The organism is Amycolatopsis azurea DSM 43854 (assembly GCF_001995215.1).
Lineage (GTDB): Bacteria > Actinomycetota > Actinomycetes > Mycobacteriales > Pseudonocardiaceae > Amycolatopsis > Amycolatopsis azurea.
Window position 1 is genome coordinate 356,822 of the sequence record NZ_MUXN01000023.1, and the last position, 17,467, is coordinate 374,288.

A 17,467-nucleotide genomic window follows, 5' to 3' on the forward strand; every position below is an offset into this window, starting at 1 on the left:
CGAACACGCGAGGCCTCGCGCCCCTAGGATGGCGGCGTGACGTACAACCAGATGCAGCCCGCCCGCCCGGCCCAGCCCGCCACCCCCGGCGCGGGGGCCGACGTGAAGACCTTCGTGACGGCGGTGCTGCTGACCTTCGGCACCGGCCTGCTCATGATGGACGGCTGGGCCCTGCTGAGCAGCGGCTTCGGCGCGTTCCTCGGCCTGGTCGGCGGCATCTTCGGCATCTTCTGGTGGCGCCACGTCCAGGGCAAGGTGTTCCCGCGCGAGCTGTCCACCAAGTCGGTGGTCGTCCTCGCGGTGATCAACGTCGCGCTCGCGCTGCTGCTGTTCCTCGTCGCGGGCTAGGCCGTGTCCTGCAAGTCAGGCTCGCGGTCCTCGCGCCCAGGCGGTCCCTGGACGGCACGGGCGGATGCGCCCGAGTACGACCCGGTACGAGGGCGATCCGCCCGCACCGCCAGGAACCACCTGGATCACGAAGCCCATCGAGCAGACTTACAGGACACGGCCTAGAGCAACCCGTCGGGGAGACCGGGCGCCGGCCAGTCCGGGTCCGGCCGGAAGTCGGTCCACGTGCCGTCGAAGGGGAACCGCCCGGCCGCCGCGAGCGCCCCGATCCGCTCCCCCTCGGCGCGCAGCCGCTCCAGCTGACCGGCGGTGATGCGGCCAGCCAGGACGGCCTCCTCGGCCTCGTCCTCGTCCTTCCACTGCCAGCGTCCGCCGGGCTCGACGGCGACGTCGAGGATGCCGTCGATCCGGTCCGGCCCCGACGGCGTGCGCCCCAGCGGGACTTCGAGGTTGACGTACCAGTTCAGGAACCGGCCGCCGGCGTCGAAGAACCACCAGACCGACGACCATTCGTCGTCGGCGATCCGGCGCAGCGTCGAGGTGTCGCGCCAGAAATCGGCCACGCGCACCCGCGGCACCCGGAACCGCTCCTCCAACGGCGCCTCGCGGAAAAGCCGTCCGTCGGCGAGCCTGCTGCCGATGATCGGGGTGTCCGCGGGAAGCCAGCCGAGCAGCACGGTGCCGTCGTCGGCGATGACCCGCAGCGGGTGATGCTGGCCGATCGAGCCGTCCGGTCGCAGGAACCGCTCGACGACCGTGTCGCCCGGGGCCCAGAGAGGATCACACACTCCTCGAACGGTACCGACGGGCGCGGACCCGCAGAACCAGTTCGGCGAGCGTTCCCACTCCCGCGAGCCCGAGGGCCACGACCGGCCCAGCGAAGGCGGCGGCGACGGCCACGATCAGTCCACAAGCGAGTGTCGCCTTCGGACGTTCCGGGGAAAGCCGCTCCCTGCCGTCGGTGAAGGCGTCCACCGCCGCGGGCACGGTCGCCACGGCGACCACCACGGTCAGCACCGGAAGCAGTGAGACCGCGTCGGCCGCGGCGAGCAGCTCGCGGAACGACGTCGCCGAGAGCCCCAGCCGGATCGGTCCCAGCTGGTAGAGGGCGACCGCGATGATCGCCACCGCCACCGCTCCCACCGCGGCCGCGCGGCCCGCGCCGGGACGCCGGGGCAGCAGGAACGGCAGCAGGACCAGCACGGCGAGGCCGAGGCCGGGCACGGACGGCGGATCCGGCGCGAGGAACTGGGCCAGTGGCGGGATGCCGACGCAGATCGCGATCAGGGACGCGGCCGCGACCAGCAGCAGCCCGGTGACCCAGCGCGCGGCGTAGTCACCGAGCCGGACCCCGGCCAGGTCGGCGACGGCCGCCACCACGGCGAACACCGCGGCGGCGACGCCCGGCGCGGCGGGGAAGAGGTACTGCCCGAACGTCGTCGCGAAGACCAGGACCAGGCCCAGCCGGGAAACGGCACCCGCGATCCGCTCGGGCCGGGTGTCCCCCACCGGCGGCAGCAGCGCCTCCGCCGCGACGGCGAGGAGGACCGCGACCACGGCGGCGAGAAGTACCCAGTAGTCCGCTCCGGAGGTGCCCACCGCCAGTGCGATGAGCAGACCGCCAGCCAGCCGCACGCCGTCTCCCTTCCTCCTGCACCGAGTGACCCGGTCGGCCCCGCTGTTCCCCCAGGTCCCGCTGTCATTAGCATGGCTCACGATCCAACCGGGCGGCCGCCCGGTACCACCGCGAACGCGCGAGGAGCCAGAAGTGACCGTGCCGAAGCTTGCCCTGACCGAGAACGCCGAAGCGGCGCTTGCCAAGACGCGCGCCGACGTCGTCGTCATCGGAACTCTGCAGGGCGAAGACGGCCTGGCGCTCGCCGCCGGCTCCTCCGTCGCCGATGCCGCCTTCGACGGCAAGCTCGCCGAGGTCCTCGGCACCCTCGGCGCCTCCGGCAAGGCGGACGAGGTCGTCAAGGTACCGACGCTGGGCAAGCTGTCCGCCGGTGTCGTGCTCGCCGTCGGCCTCGGCAAGGCGGGCGCGGACGGCGTCACCGCCGAGCAGGTCCGCCGGGGCGCCGGTGCCGCCGCACGCGCGCTGAGCGGCACCGACCGCGCGTTCGTCACGCTGTCGGCGATCGACCTGCAGGCCGCCGTCGAAGGCACCGCGCTCGGCGCCTACACCTTCACCGAGTACCGCTCCGAGAAGGGCGACGGCCCGGTCGCGAAGGTCGACTTCGTGAGCCCCGAAGAGGGCGCCGCCAAGGACCACAAGGCGACCCTGAAGGCCGCCACCCTCATCGCGGAGTCGGTCATCATCGCCCGCGACCTGATCAACACCCCGCCGAACGACCTGTTCCCGGCCTCCTTCGCCGACCGCGCGAAGACGCTGGCCGAGGCGAGCGGCCTCGACTTCGAGGTCCTCGACGAGAAGGCCCTCAAGCGCAAGGGCTTCGGCGGCATCCTCGGCGTCGGCGGCGGTTCGTCGCGGCAGCCGCGCCTGCTGCGCGTCGCCTACAAGCCGGCGAAGGCGTCGAAGAAGGTCGCGCTGGTCGGCAAGGGCATCACCTTCGACTCGGGCGGCATCTCGATCAAGCCCGCCGCGAACATGGACCACATGACCTCGGACATGTCGGGCGCGGCCGCCGTGCTCGCCTCCGTGGTGCTGGCCGCGAAGCTGAAGTACCCGCTCGAGGTCGTCGCGCACATCCCGCTGGCGGAGAACCTGCCCTCGGCCACCTCGTACCGGCCGGGCGACGTGCTCAGCATGTACGGCGGCAAGACCGTCGAGGTCCTCAACACCGACGCCGAAGGCCGTCTCGTGCTGGCCGACGCGATCGTGCGTGCGGGCGAGGAGAACCCCGACTACCTGATCGAGACCTCGACGCTGACCGGCGCGCAGGTCGTCGCGCTCGGCAACCGCACCGCGGGCGTCATGGGCTCGGACGAGTTCCGCGACCGCATCGCGTCGATCGCGCAGGCGACCGGTGAGGGCGGCTGGGCCATGCCGCTGCCGGAGGAACTGCGCGCCGACCTCGACTCGCGTCTCGCCGACCTCGCGAACGTGACCGGGCACCGCTGGGGCGGCATGCTCGCCGCGGGCATCTTCCTGCGCGAGTTCGTCACCGAGGGCCTGCCCTGGGCGCACATCGACATCGCGGGCCCGTCGTTCAACACCGCCGGGCCGTGGGGTTACACCGGCAAGGGCGGCACCGGCGTCCCGGTCCGCACCATCGCCGCGGTCCTCGCGGACATCGCCGCCAACGGCTGACCTCTTTCGCGCGTGAAGGCCCCCTTCCCTCGGTTGAGCCGCGGGAAGGGGGCCTTCACGCGCTTTGTGGCAAGGTCGGTGCCGTGGACAGGGACGCGTATCTCGAAGACGCGATCAGGGACGTGCTCAGCGGCGACGACGCGACGCTCGACGACCGGATCGGGCACGCGGCGCTGCTGTTCGCCGCGTCCGGCGACCTGGCGGAAGCCGACAGGCTGGTCACGCATTGGCACGCGCTCACCGAACGTCCCGTCACGGCGCTGGTCCCCGGCGCCGTGCAGGCCCGCGCGTGGGCGATGCTCTTCGAAGCGCGCGGAACCCATCCGGAGTGGGCCGCGGCGATGATCCCGCTCGACCTCGACGCCGAGGAACGCGCCCACGACGACTACCTCGCCCGGCGCGTGTCCGACCTCGACGGCCTGCTCGGCGGCTCCCCGATCGGCGAGGTCGTCTCGCAACTCGGGCCGTCACGGCCGGATCGGTTGCGCGAGGCCGTCGCGCGAGGCGACCTGAAGTCCTGGGCCGAGATCGCGTCGCGCCAGAGCCGCCCGGACGTCGCCGTACTCGCCGCGTCGAGGCGCCTCGCGCCACGGCTCGCAGGCGGCGCGGACCCGCTCGGCCTCGGCGACTGGTCCGGGCTGTGCGCCGGGGCACTGGTCGCGGCACTCTACGAGCGCTACCCGCCCGACACCGGTTCCTGGCGCGACATGGTCGACGGCATCCTCCGGCTCCGAGGCGGCGGCACCGCGCCCCCGGCGGCGTCACCCCGCACCATCGGCGCGGCCGAGGCGCGGCTCGGGCTCCGGCTGCCCGACGACTACCGCGACTTCCTCCGGACCTGCGACGGCCTGCCCGCCGACGTCGTCTTCCCCCGGCTGCTCGGGACGGCGGAACTCCGCGCGGAAGGCGGTGTCGTCGTGATCTCGGACCCTGCCGTCGTGCTGCTGACGGCCGCCGGGGAGCAGTGGCGCACGGTCGAGATCGACCCCGCGCTCGGCACGACCGTCCATCCGACGTTCCGCGCGCTGCTGGAGCGGCACTTGCTCCTTTTGGCGCAATCTGCGTGAAATCCGCGGAAGCGCGTCGCTAGCTTCGCGTCCATGACCGTTCTCACGCTCGCGAAGATCGCCCGGGACAACGTCGGCGCCGCCTGTTCGATCGCCGTCGAACCGCATCAGGAGTCTTACGTGGCCCCCGTGGCCCGCTCACTCGCCGAGGCCTACGCGCAGCCCGAAATAGCCTGGCCGCGGCTGATCCTCGACGACGGCGAACCGGTCGGGTTCGTGATGGGCGGGTTCGATCCGGACTGCCCGATCGACTACTTCCGCTGCGGGATCTGGCGGCTCAACGTCGCGGCCGGACGGCAGGGCAAGGGCTACGGCCGATTCGCCGTCGAGGCCGTCCTCGACGAGGCACGGCGCCGTGGCCGGCGGCGGGCCACCGTCCTCTGGGTCCCGGGCGAGCACGGTCCGGAGGCGTTCTACCTCCGGCTCGGCTTCCGCGACACCGGCGCCGTCCACGACGGACAGCACATCGGCGAGATCGGCCTCTGACCTCGCCTCAGACTTCGCCGCGCTTCTTCCGCTCGGTGTACTCCCGCATCCGCTTCGGGTAGCCGACCCTCGCCACCTCGTACACCGGGATCGACCGTTTGTGACCGAACTGCTGCGCCGCGTCCAGGCTCTCGATCCGGCGCCGGGTCCACTCACCGTCATGGGCGATGAGGACGACCGTGGTCTCCGTGACGTTGGTCTTCGGCTCCACGTAGGCCTCGACACCGGTCCGTGAAGAGGCCCACTCCTCGAGATGCTTGAAGTCGGTTGAAGAGGCTTTCCGCAGCGTACCGGGCTTTTGCCCGCCTTTAGAGCGCCGGCGCAGCGAGTCGAACAGACCCACTCCGACCACCTCACTTCCCATTCGCGTCCGATGTCCATTATCCCGACGCGGGCGTGTGCTCAGCGTGGCGGTCCGCGCGGGTCGTGTCCCGTGGGTCACACGACGCGGCCTAGGTCGCAGGCTCTCCACACGTAGTGACAAGATGGCAAGTGTCCGCGCGCGCGTATACCGCGCGGAGCGGCGCCAGAGCACCACCCCTACCGCTTGCCGAGGAGTTATTGAAGTGACCGACACCTCCGCCGACCTTGTGATCCTGGGTGGCGGATCGGGCGGCTACGCCGCCGCGTTCCGCGCGGCCGAGCTGGGCCTTTCCGTCACCCTGATCGAAAAGGACAAGCTTGGCGGGACGTGCCTCCACCGAGGCTGCATCCCGACCAAGGCCCTCCTGCACGCGGCGGAGGTCGCCGACGAGACCCGCGACGCCGAGACCTTCGGTGTCAAGGCCGTGCTGGAAGGCATCGACATCGCCGGGGTCAACAAGTACAAGGACGGGATCGTCTCCCGCCTGTACAAGGGCCTCCAGGGCCTGGCCAAGGCGCACAAGGTGAACCTCGTCGAGGGCACCGGGACGTTCGTCGGCGGCACGACCGTCGAGGTCGACGGCACCCGCTACACCGGCAAGAACGTCATCCTCGCCACCGGCTCGTACTCGAAGACGCTTCCCGGCCTGGAGCTGGGCGGCCGCATCATCGCGAGCGAGCAGGCGCTTTCGCTGGACTACATCCCGAAGAAGGTCATCGTCCTCGGCGGTGGTGTCATCGGTGTCGAATTCGCGTCCGTCTGGGCGTCCTTCGGCGTCGACGTCACCATCGTGGAGGCGCTGCCCCGCCTGGTCCCGAACGAGGACGAGTACGCGTCCAAGCAGCTCGAGCGTGCTTTCCGTCGTCGCAAGATCGCCTTCAAGACCGGCGTCCGGTTCACCGGCGCCAAGCAGGACGACAACGGCGTCAGCGTGTCGCTGGAGTCCGGCGAGACGCTGGAAGCCGACCTGCTCCTGGTCGCCGTGGGCCGCGGCCCGAACTCGGCCGGGCACGGGTACGAGGAGGCCGGCGTCAAGATGGAGCGCGGCTTCGTCCTCACCGACGACCGCCTGCGCACCAACCTGCCGAACGTCTACGCCGTCGGCGACATCGTGCCGGGTCTGCAGCTCGCGCACCGCGGGTTCCAGCAGGGCATCTTCGTCGCGGAGGAGATCGCCGGCCAGGAGCCGCGCGTGATCGACGAGAGCGGCATCCCGCGCGTCACCTACTCGCACCCCGAGGTCGCTTCGGTCGGCCTGACCGAGTCGCAGGCGAAGGAGAAGTACGGCTCCGACGTCACCACCTTCACCTACGACCTCGGCGGCAACGGCAAGAGCCAGATCCTCAAGACCTCCGGTGGGGTCAAGCTGATCAAGGCTCCGGAAGGGCCGGTCGTGGGCGTGCACATGGTGGGCGACCGCGTCGGCGAGCTGATCGGCGAAGCGCAGCTGATCTACAGCTGGGAGGCGTTCCCCGAGGACGTGGCCCCGCTCATCCACGCGCACCCCACCCAGACCGAGGCCCTCGGTGAAGCGTTCCTCGCCCTGGCGGGCAAGCCGCTGCACGTCCACAGCTGACGTCTCACCGTCGAAGAACCAGACCAAGCAAGACATATCAAGGGAGTCAGCGAACGATGGCCTACTCCGTCACGTTGCCGGAGCTCGGTGAGAGCGTCACCGAGGGCACCGTCACCCGGTGGTTGAAGCAGGAGGGCGACACCGTCGAGGTCGACGAGCCGTTGCTCGAGATCTCCACGGACAAGGTCGACACCGAGGTCCCGTCCCCGGTCGCCGGCAAGGTCGTGAAGATCAGCGCCCAGGAAGACGAGACCGTCGAGGTCGGCGGCGAGCTCGCCGTCATCGACGACGGGACCGGCGGCGTGCCGGAGTCCTCCGGTTCCGCCGCGCCCGCCGCCGAAGAGGCGCAGCCCGAGCCGGAGCCGGAGCCCGCGCAGGAGCAGGCTTCCGCGCCGTCCCAGCCGGACACCGCGCCGGCCTCGGGCGGCGAAGGCACCGAGGTGAAGCTGCCCGAGCTGGGCGAGAGCGTCACCGAGGGCACCGTCACCCGGTGGCTCAAGCAGGTCGGCGAGAGCGTCGAGGTCGACGAGCCGTTGCTCGAGATCTCCACGGACAAGGTCGACACCGAGGTCCCGTCCCCGGTCGCCGGCACCGTGCTGGAGATCCGCGCCGGCGAGGACGAGACCGTCGAGGTCGGCGGGGTGCTCGCGGTGATCGGTGCCGCCGGGTCCGCCCCGGCCCCGAAGGCCGAGCCGAAGCCGGAACCCAAGCCCGAGCCGAAGCCGGAGCCCAAGCCGGAACCGAAGCCCGAGCCCAAGGCCGAAGCGGCTCCCGCGCCGAAGCCCGCCCCGGCTCCTCAGGCCGCCGCCCCGGCTCCCAAGGCCGAAGCGCCGAAGCCCGCCGCGGCGAGCACCGACAACGGCTCGGACAACGCGCCGTACGTCACGCCGCTGGTCCGCAAGCTCGCTTCGGAGCACGGCATCGACCTGTCGTCGCTGACCGGCAGCGGTGTCGGTGGCCGTATCCGCAAGCAGGACGTGCTCGCGGCCGCCGAGGCCAAGCAGAAGGCCGCCCCGGCTCCCGCCGCGCAGCCCGCTGCCGCCGCCCCGGCCGCCGCCGCTCCGTCGGCTCCGCGCAAGGCCACGGTTTCGCCGGAGCTCGCGGCTCTGCGCGGCACCGTGCAGAAGGCCAGCCGGATCCGTCAGATCACCGCCACGAAGACCCGCGAGTCGCTGCAGCTTTCCGCTCAGCTCACGCAGGTCCACGAGGTGGACGTCACGAAGATCGCCAAGCTCCGCCAGCGGGCGAAGGCGGCCTTCAAGGAGCGCGAGGGCGTCAACCTGACGTTCCTGCCGTTCTTCGCGAAGGCCACTGTCGAGGCGCTCAAGCAGCACCCGAACGTCAACGCGTCCTACAACGAGGACACGAAGGAGATCACCTACCACGGTGCGGTGCACCTGGGGATCGCGGTGGACACCGAAAAGGGTCTGCTGTCGGTGGTCATCCACGACGCGGGTGAGCTGAGCCTCGCCGGTCTCGCGCACCGCATCGCCGACCTGGCGGGCCGCGCGCGTTCGGGCCAGATCAAGCCGGACGAGCTGTCGGGCGGCACCTTCACGATCACGAACATCGGCTCCAACGGCGCCCTGTTCGACACGCCGATCATCGTGCAGCCGCAGTCCGGCATGCTCGGCACCGGCGCGGTCGTGAAGCGTCCGGTCGTGATCGCGGACGCCGACGGCAACGACACGATCGCCGTCCGGTCGATGGCGTTCCTGCCGCTGACCTACGACCACCGCCTGGTGGACGGGGCCGACGCGGGCCGCTTCGTCACGACGATCAAGCAGCGTCTGGAAGAGGGCAACTTCGAGGACGAGCTCGGTCTCTGATCCTCCAGTGGTCCGTGAAGGCCCTCGTCCCGCTTCGGCGGGGCGGGGGCCTTCGCCTTTCTCCCCGCGTTTAGTCCTCTGGATGCGGTAGTTGGCATGACGAACTACCGCATCCAGAGGACTAAACGCGGTGTTTGACAGCTCTCCGAGACTCTAGTATTCCGGAATTACGGAAAACAAGAGGGAGGGTGTTGACCATGCTGACCAGACGCCATCTGCTGGCGGGCGCCGCCGCCGGAACGGCCGCGTTGCTGCTGCCGGGAACAGCGAGCGCGGCCCAGCCGGACACGAAGACCCAACAGGGCTGGCTCGACTGGATCGCCGCGCACCGGGGCGATGTCTCCGTCCTGATCGACGACGGCGCGGGCCGCCGAGCCGCCCACCACGCCGACACGAGGCGCCTGCTGGCGTCCTCGGTCAAGGTCGTGCACCTCAGCGCGTACGCCGTGGCCGTCGCCGAGGGCAGGCTCGACCCGGACGAACAGATCCGGGTCGGCGACTGGGACGCCCACCACCCGTTCGTTTCCGACGGCCGCGCGCATTTCCAGGCGCTCAACTGGTTGGGCGTCCCCTGCGACGACTACGGCATCGCCAAGGATCCCGAGCAACGCGTCCCGCTGGCGAGGATCCCCGAGGCGATGATCTTCTTCAGTGACAACGCCGCCACCGACTACCTCCGCACCCGCCTCGGCGACCCCGCCCTCCGGCGCGCGGCGGCTCGCGGCGGGTGGCCGAGGCCGGACACCCGTTCGCTGGGCGGCGAGGTCCTGATGCTGATGCTGCCGGAGTACGCGCCCCCGCCCGGCAGCCCGGTCGCGGTCCGGCGGGCGATGGGCGACGCGGTGGCCCGGCGGTTCGTGGCCGATCCCGCCTTCCGGGCCGAAGCGTTCAAGCGCATCCCGGACATGCCGTCGACACCGGACGCGCAATGGCCCTGGGTCAAAGGCCACGCCAGGGGTACCGCGTCGGAGCTGTTCTCGCTCCACCGCGCTATCGCCCGGGGTCTCTACCCGCAGGCCCGTGAGATCCTCACGCGCCCGCTCGCCGATCGCGTCCCGCCCGGCGCGAGCGAAGTGCTCATCAAGGACGGGGCGCTGCCGCGCACACTCACCATGGGGCTTTCCGTCCGCTGGCCGGACGGCCGTTCGGGCACGGCGGCCGTCCTGCTCCACGGCGTGACCGATCAGGACATCCAGAACGAGCTGCCGCTGATCGACCTCGTGCTCGCGGCGCTCTCCGATCCCGCGCGGTTCGCCGCCCTGGAGCGAGCGCTCTGCTGATCGACGGTATAGATAACCGGTATGGACGCTGAGCTCGCCGACCGGATCGCCGCCCTCGAAGCACGGGTCGCCGCGCTCGAAAGTCAGCACAGTGAGCGGCAGGCCGAGTCCGCGGCGAGCCCCGGCGGGCTGGTCGGCTACCACGGCGAGCTGACCGACCCGCTCGAACTGAGCTGGGCGATCAACATCACGCCCGGTCCGATGCTGGCGTTCGCGGACGGGCCGCGGGTCGAGGTGCTCGCGGCCCTGTCCAGCACCGCGCGGGTGGCGCTCGTGCGGACGCTGGCCGAGAAGGGCGCGCAGACGGCGCCCGCCCTGCAGGAGGCCGCCGAACTCGGGTCCCCGGGCCAGCTGTACCACCACCTCAAGGCGCTGACCAGCACCGGGATCGTCGAGCAGGACAAGCGCGGCAGCTACCGGCTCCGGCCCGCCTCGACGATCCCGGTGCTGGTGCTGCTCACCGCCGCGTCCGACGTCGCCGGGCAACTGAAGAACCTGAGCGTGCGACCGGATCGCGGATAGGCAACGATCGGATCATGCGAGTTCTGATCGCGGGCGCGAGCGGACTGATCGGCACCTCCCTGACGAAGCGGTTGCGCGGCTCCGGACACGAAGTGGTCCGCCTGGTGCGCCGGGAGGAGCGAAGCAGCGACGAGCGCCGTTGGGATCCCCCCGCCGGGGAGATCGCCGACGGCGCGCTCGACGGCGTCGACGCCGTGGTGAACCTCGCGGGCGCGCCGCTGCTGCCCGGACGCTGGAGCGCGGCCCGCAAGCAGGTCCTGCTCGACAGCCGGGTCGAACCGACGGAGGTCCTCGCGGAAGCCGTGGCCGAACACGGAATCCCCGTGCTGGTCAACGCTTCCGCGGTCGGCTACTACGGCGACCCCGGTCCGTCCCTTGTGGACGAATCGAGTCCGGTGGGGCGTGGTTTCCTCGCCGAGCTCTGCACCGCGTGGGAAGGCGCCACCGAGACCGCGGCCACCGCGGGCACCCGTGTCGTGCGCGTCCGCACCGGGCTGGTGCTCGCGCGCAAGGGCGGCCTCCTCGACGTCCTGAGGCCGCTGTTCCGCCTGGGACTCGGCGGGAAACTCGGCGACGGCAAGCAGTACATGCCGTGGATCTCGCTCGACGACGAGGTCGGCGCGATCGTCTTCGCGCTGGAGAACGAGTCGCTGTCCGGCGCGGTGAACCTCTCCGGACCGCAGCCCGCCACGAACGAGGCCTTCACCAAGGCCCTGGGCCACGCAGTGCACCGGCCGGCGTTCTGGCAGGTCCCCGGGTTCGCCATGAAGATCGCCCTCGGCCAGGCCGCCGAGGAGATGGCGCTGTTCGGGCAGCGCGCCATGCCCAAGGCACTGGAGGAGGCAGGGTACGAGTTCCGCCACCCGACCCTGGAGGACGCGCTGGCCGCCGCGACATGACCGCGCGGCGCGGTCTGTACTCCCTCGCCGGAACCCTTCTGCTGATCGGCTTCGTCGTCCTCGGGCTGTCGGTGGACAAGCGGCCGCCGCCGGTGGACGTCGCGCTCGCCGACACGTTCCGCGGGCAGTACACGCGGCCCCTCGGGCAGGTGGCGGACCTGGTCACGAACGTCCTCGGCCCGGTCCTGCCGTTCGCGCTGGGCGCGGTGCTGGTCGTGCTCGCCCTGCGCCGCCGGGAGCTGACCACGTTGTGCGTCAAACTGGCCGTCGTACTGGTGCTGTGCCGCCTGACCAGCCTGATCGCCAAACCGCTGTTCTACCGCGACCGGCCCCGCGAATTCCCCGATCCGAGCTATCCGAGCGGGCACGTCGTCGCGGTCGCCTGCACCGGGTTCGTCGCGGTCCTGCTGTGTGCTTGGACACGCCCGCGGCTTACCCGTCTCGCGATCATGATCGCCGTCGCGGCGACGCTCGTCGGCGCCCTCTGCCGCATCGTGCTGGGTGTGCATTGGCTGACCGACACTGCGGGATCCGTGCTCGCGGTGGGTGGTGTCGGCCTGATTTCGGCGGCCGCGCTGGGGCTGCTGCCCCGGCCGGAAGACCCGGCGTAGTGTCGCTCAGGTGAGCTCTTCGACCACGTCATGCCGTGCCGCCACCGAGCCCGTCGACGTCCGCGAAATCGGGACGATCGACTACACCGAAGCCTGGGAACTCCAGCGCCGGCACGTGACAGCCCGTGCCGACGGCGAAGGCCCCGACACCATGCTCCTGCTGGAGCACCCGTCGGTGTACACCGCGGGCAAGCGCACCGAAGCCGAGGACAGGCCGACGGACGGCACCCCGGTGATCGACGTCGACCGCGGCGGGAAGATCACCTGGCACGGTCCCGGCCAGCTGGTCGGCTACCCGATCATCAAGCTCGCCGACCCGATCGACGTCGTGCACTACGTGCGGCGTCTCGAAGAGGCCCTGATCACCGTCTGCGACCAGCTCGGCGTGCACACCGGCCGGGTCGAGGGCCGCAGTGGTGTCTGGATCCCCGCCGACGACCGCGGTGTGGAACGGAAGATCGCCGCGATCGGCATCCGCGTTCAGCGCGGCGTGACCATGCACGGTTTCGAGCTGAACTGCAACCCTGACCTGGGCGCCTTCGACAAGATCGTCCCGTGCGGCATCCGGGACGCGGGCGTGACGTCGCTGTCCTACGAACTCGACCGCGAGGTCACCGTGGCGTCGGTGCTGCCGATGGCGCGTGAAGCCGTGCTCGCGGCGATGGAAGGCGATCTGCCGGTGAGCGACGAGCGCTGGCTGCCGCGTCCCGAGGCCCCCGCCGCACCCGGCGTGACTTTCGCCTTGCAGAACTGACGTCTGCGAAGATCACCGGTACGACCACCGGAAACGCCGGAGGTCGTACTGGGAGGAAGTCATGCGCAAGTTTTCGCGCGTTCTCGCGGCGGCCGGTATCGCGGTCGCCGCTTCGGTGAGCCTGCCCGCGGCGGCGTCGGCCACGCCGCCGCCCGGCTGCACCGGCGGCCACGATGGGGCGAAGTACGCCTGGGCGAGCTGCACCGCTTATGGCACCCACCTGTACCGGGTGACCGCGTACAACTGCAGCCCGGTCTGCGGCAATGCCCTCGGCGAGTGGGCCGCCAACGGGGCGGAGTCCCACCTGACCATCTCCTGGCCGGCGAAGATCCTGGACATCGGCGTCGAAATCCAGTGAGCCACTAGTACATGAAGGCCCCCTTCCTTGCGTCAGGCGCAAGGAAGGGGGCCTTCATGTACTTCAGTCCAGCTGAGGCGCGATCTCGGACGCGATCAGTTCGATCTGGTCCAGGTCCGAGAGGTCCAGCAGCTGGAGGTAGAGCCGGGTGATCCCGGTCTTCTCCCGCCACTGCCCGATCTTCTCGACGACCTCCGACGGCGTTCCCGCCAGGCCGTTCTCCCGCAGCTCGCCCACCTCGCGCCCGAGGACACCGGCACGCTTCGCGACCTCGGCCTCGTCGCGCCCCACGGCGACGACGAGCGCGACCGAGCGGATGATCTCCTTGGGGTCGCGCCCGATCTCGCGCGCGGCGTCGTCGACGCGGCCGAACTGCTCGGCGGCGGCCTCCGGGGAAGCGAACGGCAGGTTGAACTCGTCCGCGTAACGCGCGGCGAGCGCCGGGGTGCGCTTCTTGCCGCCACCGCCGATGATCACCGGCGGCCGGGGCCGCTGCGCCGGCTTGGGCAGGCCGGGCGAGCCGTCGAGCTTGTAGTGCTCGCCGTCGAAGGAGAACGTCTCCCCTTCCGGCGTCTCCCACAGCCCGGTGACCACCGCGAGCTGCTCGGCGTAGCGGTCGAAGCGCTCCTTGAGCGGCGGCAGGTCGAGGCCGTAGGCGGTGTGCTCGTCGTCGTACCAGCCCGAACCGAGGCCGAGTTCGACCCGGCCGCCGGACATCTGGTCCACCTGCGCGACCGAGATCGCGAGCACCGACGGGTGCCGGAAGGTGGCGGCGGTGACGAGCGTGCCCAGCCGCACCCGGCGGGTCTCCCTGGCGAGACCCGCGAGGGTGATCCACGCGTCGGTCGGTCCCGGAAGCCCGGTCGCCGACCCCATCTTCAGATAGTGGTCGCTGCGGAAGAAGGCGTCGTAACCCGCGTCCTCGGTGGCCTTGGCCACCCGGAGCAGGTCTTCGTAGCTGGCCCCCTGCTGGGGCTCGGTAAAGATCCTGAGGTCCACGCCGTCACCCTATAGACGGAGTGCTCAGCTCGCTTTCCCGTGATCGGCGGCCGGAACACGGCGGAAGCCGACGAGCAGCCGCACCAGGACCTCTTCGACCTGGGCGCTGACCTTCTTCGGCTCCGGCGAGCTCGCGATCTCGATCGCGGCGCTCGACAGCGCGCCGAACAGCAGCCGCGCGGTGACGTCGACGGGGACGTCGTCGACCTCGCCGACCTCGATGAGCGACTGGATCCCGGTGCGGACCAGGCCGAAGCTGCACCGCTCCTCCGCCTCACGCCAGCGTTCCCAGCCCATCACCACCGGCGCCTCGTGGATCGCGATCCGCTGGTACGCCGGGTCGAGGCAGCTCTGCAGGAAACCGCGCAGCCCGGCGAGCGCCCGTTCCCACGGCGAGTCCGGTCCGTTCATGATCTTTTCGAGCCTGTCGAACACCTGGCTCTCGACCGTGTCGAAGGCAGCCTCGAAGAGCGCCTGCTTCCCACTGAAATGGTGGTACAGCGCGCCTTTCGTCACCCTGGCCCGCTTGGCGATCTCGTCGAGAGACGTGCCGGCGTATCCGCGTTTGGTGAACAGCTCCACGGCACTCTCGACGAGTGCCGACCGGGTGGACTCGGAATAGTCCAGCCGCCTTGACCTCATTGTCGCCACCTTCACAACTTTACGCCGCCGGTCCTGCTCCATACCCATGGTATGTTGACTGCTGTCAGGTCCGTACCGGGAGTATGCCGCAAACCTGCGGTATGAACCGGGTCACGGAGGGGAGCCCACATCATGAGCTGGAACGACTTCTACCAGCGGCGCGACATCCTCGAAGCCGCACTGCGCCAGGCGGGTCACCACCCGTCCGACGCGATCTCACTCGAAGACATCCCTGGCGCCACCAAGTACTTCGCGGACGAAGACGAGCTTCTGCTCGCGCTCCGGTACAAGTGGAACCAGGTGTTCGCCGGTCGCCTCCGCGCCGAGATGACCGACCCGGACTACGCCGACCAGGACCTCGCGCTCGACCGCGTCGAAGCCGTCACCCGTGCCTGGAACAGCGCCACCGCCGAACACGAGACCCTCCGCGCCGTTCTCGACGCGGCCCTCGAACGGTGCCCGGCGCTGATCCCGTCGCACGAAGCCGAACTGCGCACCCTCGCGCTGACGGCGGGACTGGCCGACGGCGACGAACCGGCCGGGGAGATCACCAAGGTCGGCGCCGCGTTCGCCACCCTGCTCCGGCACGGACGGCACGCGAAGCCCGCCCGCCGCCGCAGCCCCATGGGTCACCTGCTCCGGCTGCTCGCGCCGAGCGCCTGATCCGCCGTGGCGGCGGACGCGACGATGTAGTTAGGTGACCGGCATGGCTGCTCACGCGCGCTGGACCGAGGCCGACATCCCGGATCAGACCGGCCGGACCGTGTTCGTCACCGGCGCGAACTCCGGGCTGGGACTGCGCATGTCCGAGGTGCTCGCGGGCAAGGGGGCCCGCGTGCTGCTCGGCTGCCGGTCTCCGGAGCGCGGGGCCAAGGCGCTGGAGCAGGTGCGCGCGGCCGCGACCGGGGAAGCGCCCGAACTCGTCCGGCTGGATCTCGCCGACCTCGACTCGGTGCGCGAAGCCGCGAAGAAGGTCCAGGAACTGTCGGGCGGCAAGCTCGACGTCCTGGTCAACAACGCGGGTGTGATGGCGACGCCGCGCGGCCACACCAAAGACGGCTTCGAGACCCAGTTCGGCACGAACCATCTCGGGCACGCGGTGCTGACCTGGCTGCTGATGCCGTCGCTGCGCGGCGGCTCGAAGGGGCGTGTCGTCACCTTGTCGAGCGTCGCCGCGACGGGCGCGCGCATCGACGTCGCCGACCCGAACTTCGAACGCCGGATGTACAACCCGGGTTCGGCCTACGGCCAGTCGAAACTCGCCAACCAGGTGTTCGCGCTCGAACTCGACCGCAGGCTGCGCGCCGCGGGCGAGGACGTCGTCAGCGTGGCGGCGCACCCCGGCTACACGTGGACCGGGCTCGGTTCGGGGATGGCCCGTTCCTACCGCAACCCGGTGGTGCGCGCGCTCGTCGCCGGGGGCAACCGGATCGGCGAGATCTTCATCGCGCAGAACGCCCGCCAGGGCACGCTTCCGCAGCTGTTCGCGGCGACGTCCCCCGAGGTCGAGGGCGGCGACTACATCGGCCCTCGCGGGCTCGGCGGGCTTCGCGGAACCCCGGTCAAGGTACGGCCGTTGACCCCGGCGAGGAGCGAATCGCTCGGTGCCGCGTTGTGGGACGTGACCACCAAGTTGACGGGCGTCACCCCCGACCCCGCGTGAGCGGCGACCACTACTCCGGCGGGCGTAGGGTGACGGTGTGAGTGCTGCCCCAGATGGCCGCAAGCTGTTGCGGCTCGAGGTCCGGAATTCCCAGACTCCCATCGAAAAGAAGCCGTCGTGGATCAAGACGCGCGCCCGGATGGGACCGGAGTTCACCGAACTCAAAGGCCTGGTGCGCCGCGAAGGCCTCCACACCGTGTGTGAAGAAGCCGGCTGTCCCAACATCTACGAATGCTGGGAAGACCGCGAGGCGACGTTCCTGATCGGTGGCGATCAGTGCACGCGGCGTTGTGACTTCTGCCAGATCGACACGGGCAAGCCGGAGGCGCTGGACCGCACCGAGCCGCGCAAGGTGGCGGAGTCGGTGCAGGCGATGGGTTTGCGCTACTCGACGGTGACCGGTGTCGCGCGTGACGACCTTGAAGACGGTGGCGCGTGGTTGTACGCGGAGACCGTGCGTCAGATTCACGCGTTGAATCCGGGTACCGGTGTCGAGCTGTTGATCCCGGACTTCAACGCGGATCCGGATCAGCTGGCCGAAGTCTTCGGGTCCCGCCCCGAGGTGCTCGCGCACAATGTGGAGACGGTGCCGCGGATTTTCAAGCGGATCCGGCCTGGTTTCCGGTACGCGCGGTCGCTGGAGGTCATCACGAAGGCTCGTGAGGCCGGTTTGGTGACGAAGTCGAACCTGATCCTGGGTATGGGCGAGACGCCGGAGGAGGTGGCTCCGGCGATGCAGGACCTGGTCGACGCGGGCTGCGAGATCCTGACGATCACCCAGTACCTGCGGCCTTCGCC

20 protein-coding genes are annotated in these 17,467 nt (G+C 70.6%); 15 read left to right on the forward strand and 5 right to left on the reverse strand.

All coding sequences use genetic code 11. The annotated features are described in order from the left end of the window. Positions 1–36 precede the first annotated feature (36 nt). Entirely contained in the window at positions 37–348 is a 312-nt protein-coding gene (locus B0293_RS30150; protein ID WP_005164212.1) for a hypothetical protein, read from the forward strand. Between the two features lie 161 nt (positions 349–509). On the opposite strand, the gene B0293_RS30155 is transcribed toward B0293_RS30150, so the two are convergent. Both B0293_RS30155 and B0293_RS30160 read right to left on the reverse strand, forming a co-directional pair. Next, the gene (locus tag B0293_RS30155; RefSeq protein ID WP_005164213.1) at positions 510–1,136 is read right to left on the reverse strand and encodes a DUF402 domain-containing protein; all 627 of its coding nucleotides are present in this window, start codon (positions 1,134–1,136) and stop codon (positions 510–512) included. Continuing rightward, positions 1,129–1,983 (reverse strand): hypothetical protein, encoded by an 855-nt coding sequence (locus B0293_RS30160; RefSeq protein WP_005164214.1) that lies wholly within the window; start codon positions 1,981–1,983, stop codon positions 1,129–1,131. The genes B0293_RS30155 and B0293_RS30160 overlap by 8 nt, the downstream gene beginning before the upstream one ends. 133 nt (positions 1,984–2,116) lie before the next feature. On the opposite strand from B0293_RS30160, the gene B0293_RS30165 reads away from it, so the two are divergent. The 3 genes from B0293_RS30165 to B0293_RS30175 all read left to right on the forward strand — a co-directional run bounded on the left by B0293_RS30165 (position 2,117) and on the right by B0293_RS30175 (position 5,172). Continuing rightward, positions 2,117–3,619, forward strand: coding sequence for a leucyl aminopeptidase (locus B0293_RS30165; protein ID WP_005164215.1), 1,503 nt, complete (start codon positions 2,117–2,119; stop codon positions 3,617–3,619). A gap of 83 nt (positions 3,620–3,702) precedes the next feature. Beyond that, a complete protein-coding gene (locus B0293_RS30170) occupies positions 3,703–4,686 on the forward strand; it encodes an SMI1/KNR4 family protein (protein WP_005164216.1) in 984 nt (327 codons plus the stop codon). A gap of 33 nt (positions 4,687–4,719) precedes the next feature. Beyond that, a complete protein-coding gene (locus tag B0293_RS30175) occupies positions 4,720–5,172 on the forward strand; it encodes a GNAT family N-acetyltransferase (protein WP_005164218.1) in 453 nt (150 codons plus the stop codon). Positions 5,173–5,179: 7 nt separating this feature from the next. Here the strand turns inward: B0293_RS30175 and B0293_RS30180 are convergent, their stop codons facing one another. Then, a complete protein-coding gene (locus B0293_RS30180) occupies positions 5,180–5,524 on the reverse strand; it encodes a hypothetical protein (protein ID WP_039919250.1) in 345 nt (114 codons plus the stop codon). Between the two features lie 214 nt (positions 5,525–5,738). Here B0293_RS30180 and lpdA point away from each other — a divergent pair, with 214 nt between their 5' ends. The 8 genes from lpdA to B0293_RS30220 all read left to right on the forward strand — a co-directional run bounded on the left by lpdA (position 5,739) and on the right by B0293_RS30220 (position 13,365). Further along, a complete protein-coding gene (gene lpdA, locus B0293_RS30185) occupies positions 5,739–7,112 on the forward strand; it encodes a dihydrolipoyl dehydrogenase (RefSeq protein WP_005164222.1) in 1,374 nt (457 codons plus the stop codon). Between the two features lie 56 nt (positions 7,113–7,168). Next, positions 7,169–8,941 (forward strand): 2-oxoglutarate dehydrogenase, E2 component, dihydrolipoamide succinyltransferase, encoded by a 1,773-nt coding sequence (sucB, locus tag B0293_RS30190; protein WP_005164224.1) that lies wholly within the window; start codon positions 7,169–7,171, stop codon positions 8,939–8,941. A gap of 197 nt (positions 8,942–9,138) precedes the next feature. Further along, the gene (locus B0293_RS30195) at positions 9,139–10,221 is read left to right on the forward strand and encodes a serine hydrolase (protein ID WP_005164227.1); all 1,083 of its coding nucleotides are present in this window, start codon (positions 9,139–9,141) and stop codon (positions 10,219–10,221) included. A 21-nt stretch (positions 10,222–10,242) separates the two neighbouring features. Further along, positions 10,243–10,743: an ArsR/SmtB family transcription factor gene (locus B0293_RS30200; protein WP_005164228.1), complete on the forward strand. Its 501-nt coding sequence runs from the start codon at positions 10,243–10,245 to the stop codon at positions 10,741–10,743. Between the two features lie 14 nt (positions 10,744–10,757). After that, positions 10,758–11,642 carry a TIGR01777 family oxidoreductase gene (locus B0293_RS30205; protein WP_005164230.1) on the forward strand — a complete coding sequence of 295 codons (885 nt, stop codon included), beginning with the start codon at positions 10,758–10,760 and terminating at the stop codon, positions 11,640–11,642. Further along, positions 11,639–12,253: a phosphatase PAP2 family protein gene (locus B0293_RS30210; protein ID WP_005164231.1), complete on the forward strand. Its 615-nt coding sequence runs from the start codon at positions 11,639–11,641 to the stop codon at positions 12,251–12,253. Before B0293_RS30205 ends, B0293_RS30210 begins: the two co-directional genes overlap by 4 nt. 10 nt (positions 12,254–12,263) lie before the next feature. Next, positions 12,264–13,007, forward strand: coding sequence for a lipoyl(octanoyl) transferase LipB (lipB, locus tag B0293_RS30215; protein ID WP_005164232.1), 744 nt, complete (start codon positions 12,264–12,266; stop codon positions 13,005–13,007). A 61-nt stretch (positions 13,008–13,068) separates the two neighbouring features. Next, complete coding sequence (locus B0293_RS30220) at positions 13,069–13,365, forward strand: hypothetical protein (RefSeq protein WP_005164240.1); 297 nt, start codon at positions 13,069–13,071, stop codon at positions 13,363–13,365. 63 nt (positions 13,366–13,428) lie between these two features. Here the strand turns inward: B0293_RS30220 and B0293_RS30225 are convergent, their stop codons facing one another. After that, positions 13,429–14,364 carry an LLM class F420-dependent oxidoreductase gene (locus B0293_RS30225; protein WP_005164242.1) on the reverse strand — a complete coding sequence of 312 codons (936 nt, stop codon included), beginning with the start codon at positions 14,362–14,364 and terminating at the stop codon, positions 13,429–13,431. Between the two features lie 24 nt (positions 14,365–14,388). Continuing rightward, positions 14,389–15,006, reverse strand: a complete 618-nt coding sequence (locus tag B0293_RS30230; protein WP_039919246.1) for a TetR/AcrR family transcriptional regulator — start codon at positions 15,004–15,006, stop codon at positions 14,389–14,391. 132 nt (positions 15,007–15,138) lie between these two features. Between B0293_RS30230 and B0293_RS30235 the strand changes: the two genes are divergently transcribed. From B0293_RS30235 to B0293_RS30245, 3 genes are all read left to right on the forward strand, one after another. Beyond that, positions 15,139–15,669 (forward strand): aldose epimerase family protein, encoded by a 531-nt coding sequence (locus B0293_RS30235; RefSeq protein WP_005164246.1) that lies wholly within the window; start codon positions 15,139–15,141, stop codon positions 15,667–15,669. A gap of 43 nt (positions 15,670–15,712) precedes the next feature. Continuing rightward, positions 15,713–16,669, forward strand: coding sequence for an oxidoreductase (locus B0293_RS30240; protein ID WP_039919251.1), 957 nt, complete (start codon positions 15,713–15,715; stop codon positions 16,667–16,669). A 37-nt stretch (positions 16,670–16,706) separates the two neighbouring features. Continuing rightward, positions 16,707–17,467, forward strand: a 761-nt coding sequence (locus B0293_RS30245) for a lipoyl synthase (protein WP_077241425.1), incomplete at its 3' end; no start/stop codon positions are given.

Excerpts from the sequence above, each read along its gene's own strand:
- B0293_RS30230 (WP_039919246.1), bottom strand. The coding sequence starts at position 15,006 with ATGAGGTCAAGGCGGCTGGACTATTCCGAGTCCACCCGGTCGGCACTC.
- B0293_RS30210 (WP_005164231.1), top strand. The coding sequence starts at position 11,639 with ATGACCGCGCGGCGCGGTCTGTACTCCCTCGCCGGAACCCTTCTGCTG.
- B0293_RS30195 (WP_005164227.1), top strand. The coding sequence starts at position 9,139 with ATGCTGACCAGACGCCATCTGCTGGCGGGCGCCGCCGCCGGAACGGCC.
- B0293_RS30200 (WP_005164228.1), top strand. The coding sequence starts at position 10,243 with ATGGACGCTGAGCTCGCCGACCGGATCGCCGCCCTCGAAGCACGGGTC.
- B0293_RS30235 (WP_005164246.1), top strand. The coding sequence starts at position 15,139 with ATGAGCTGGAACGACTTCTACCAGCGGCGCGACATCCTCGAAGCCGCA.
- B0293_RS30240 (WP_039919251.1), top strand. The coding sequence starts at position 15,713 with ATGGCTGCTCACGCGCGCTGGACCGAGGCCGACATCCCGGATCAGACC.
- B0293_RS30220 (WP_005164240.1), top strand. The coding sequence starts at position 13,069 with ATGCGCAAGTTTTCGCGCGTTCTCGCGGCGGCCGGTATCGCGGTCGCC.
- B0293_RS30205 (WP_005164230.1), top strand. The coding sequence starts at position 10,758 with ATGCGAGTTCTGATCGCGGGCGCGAGCGGACTGATCGGCACCTCCCTG.
- B0293_RS30175 (WP_005164218.1), top strand. The coding sequence starts at position 4,720 with ATGACCGTTCTCACGCTCGCGAAGATCGCCCGGGACAACGTCGGCGCC.
- sucB (WP_005164224.1), top strand. The coding sequence starts at position 7,169 with ATGGCCTACTCCGTCACGTTGCCGGAGCTCGGTGAGAGCGTCACCGAG.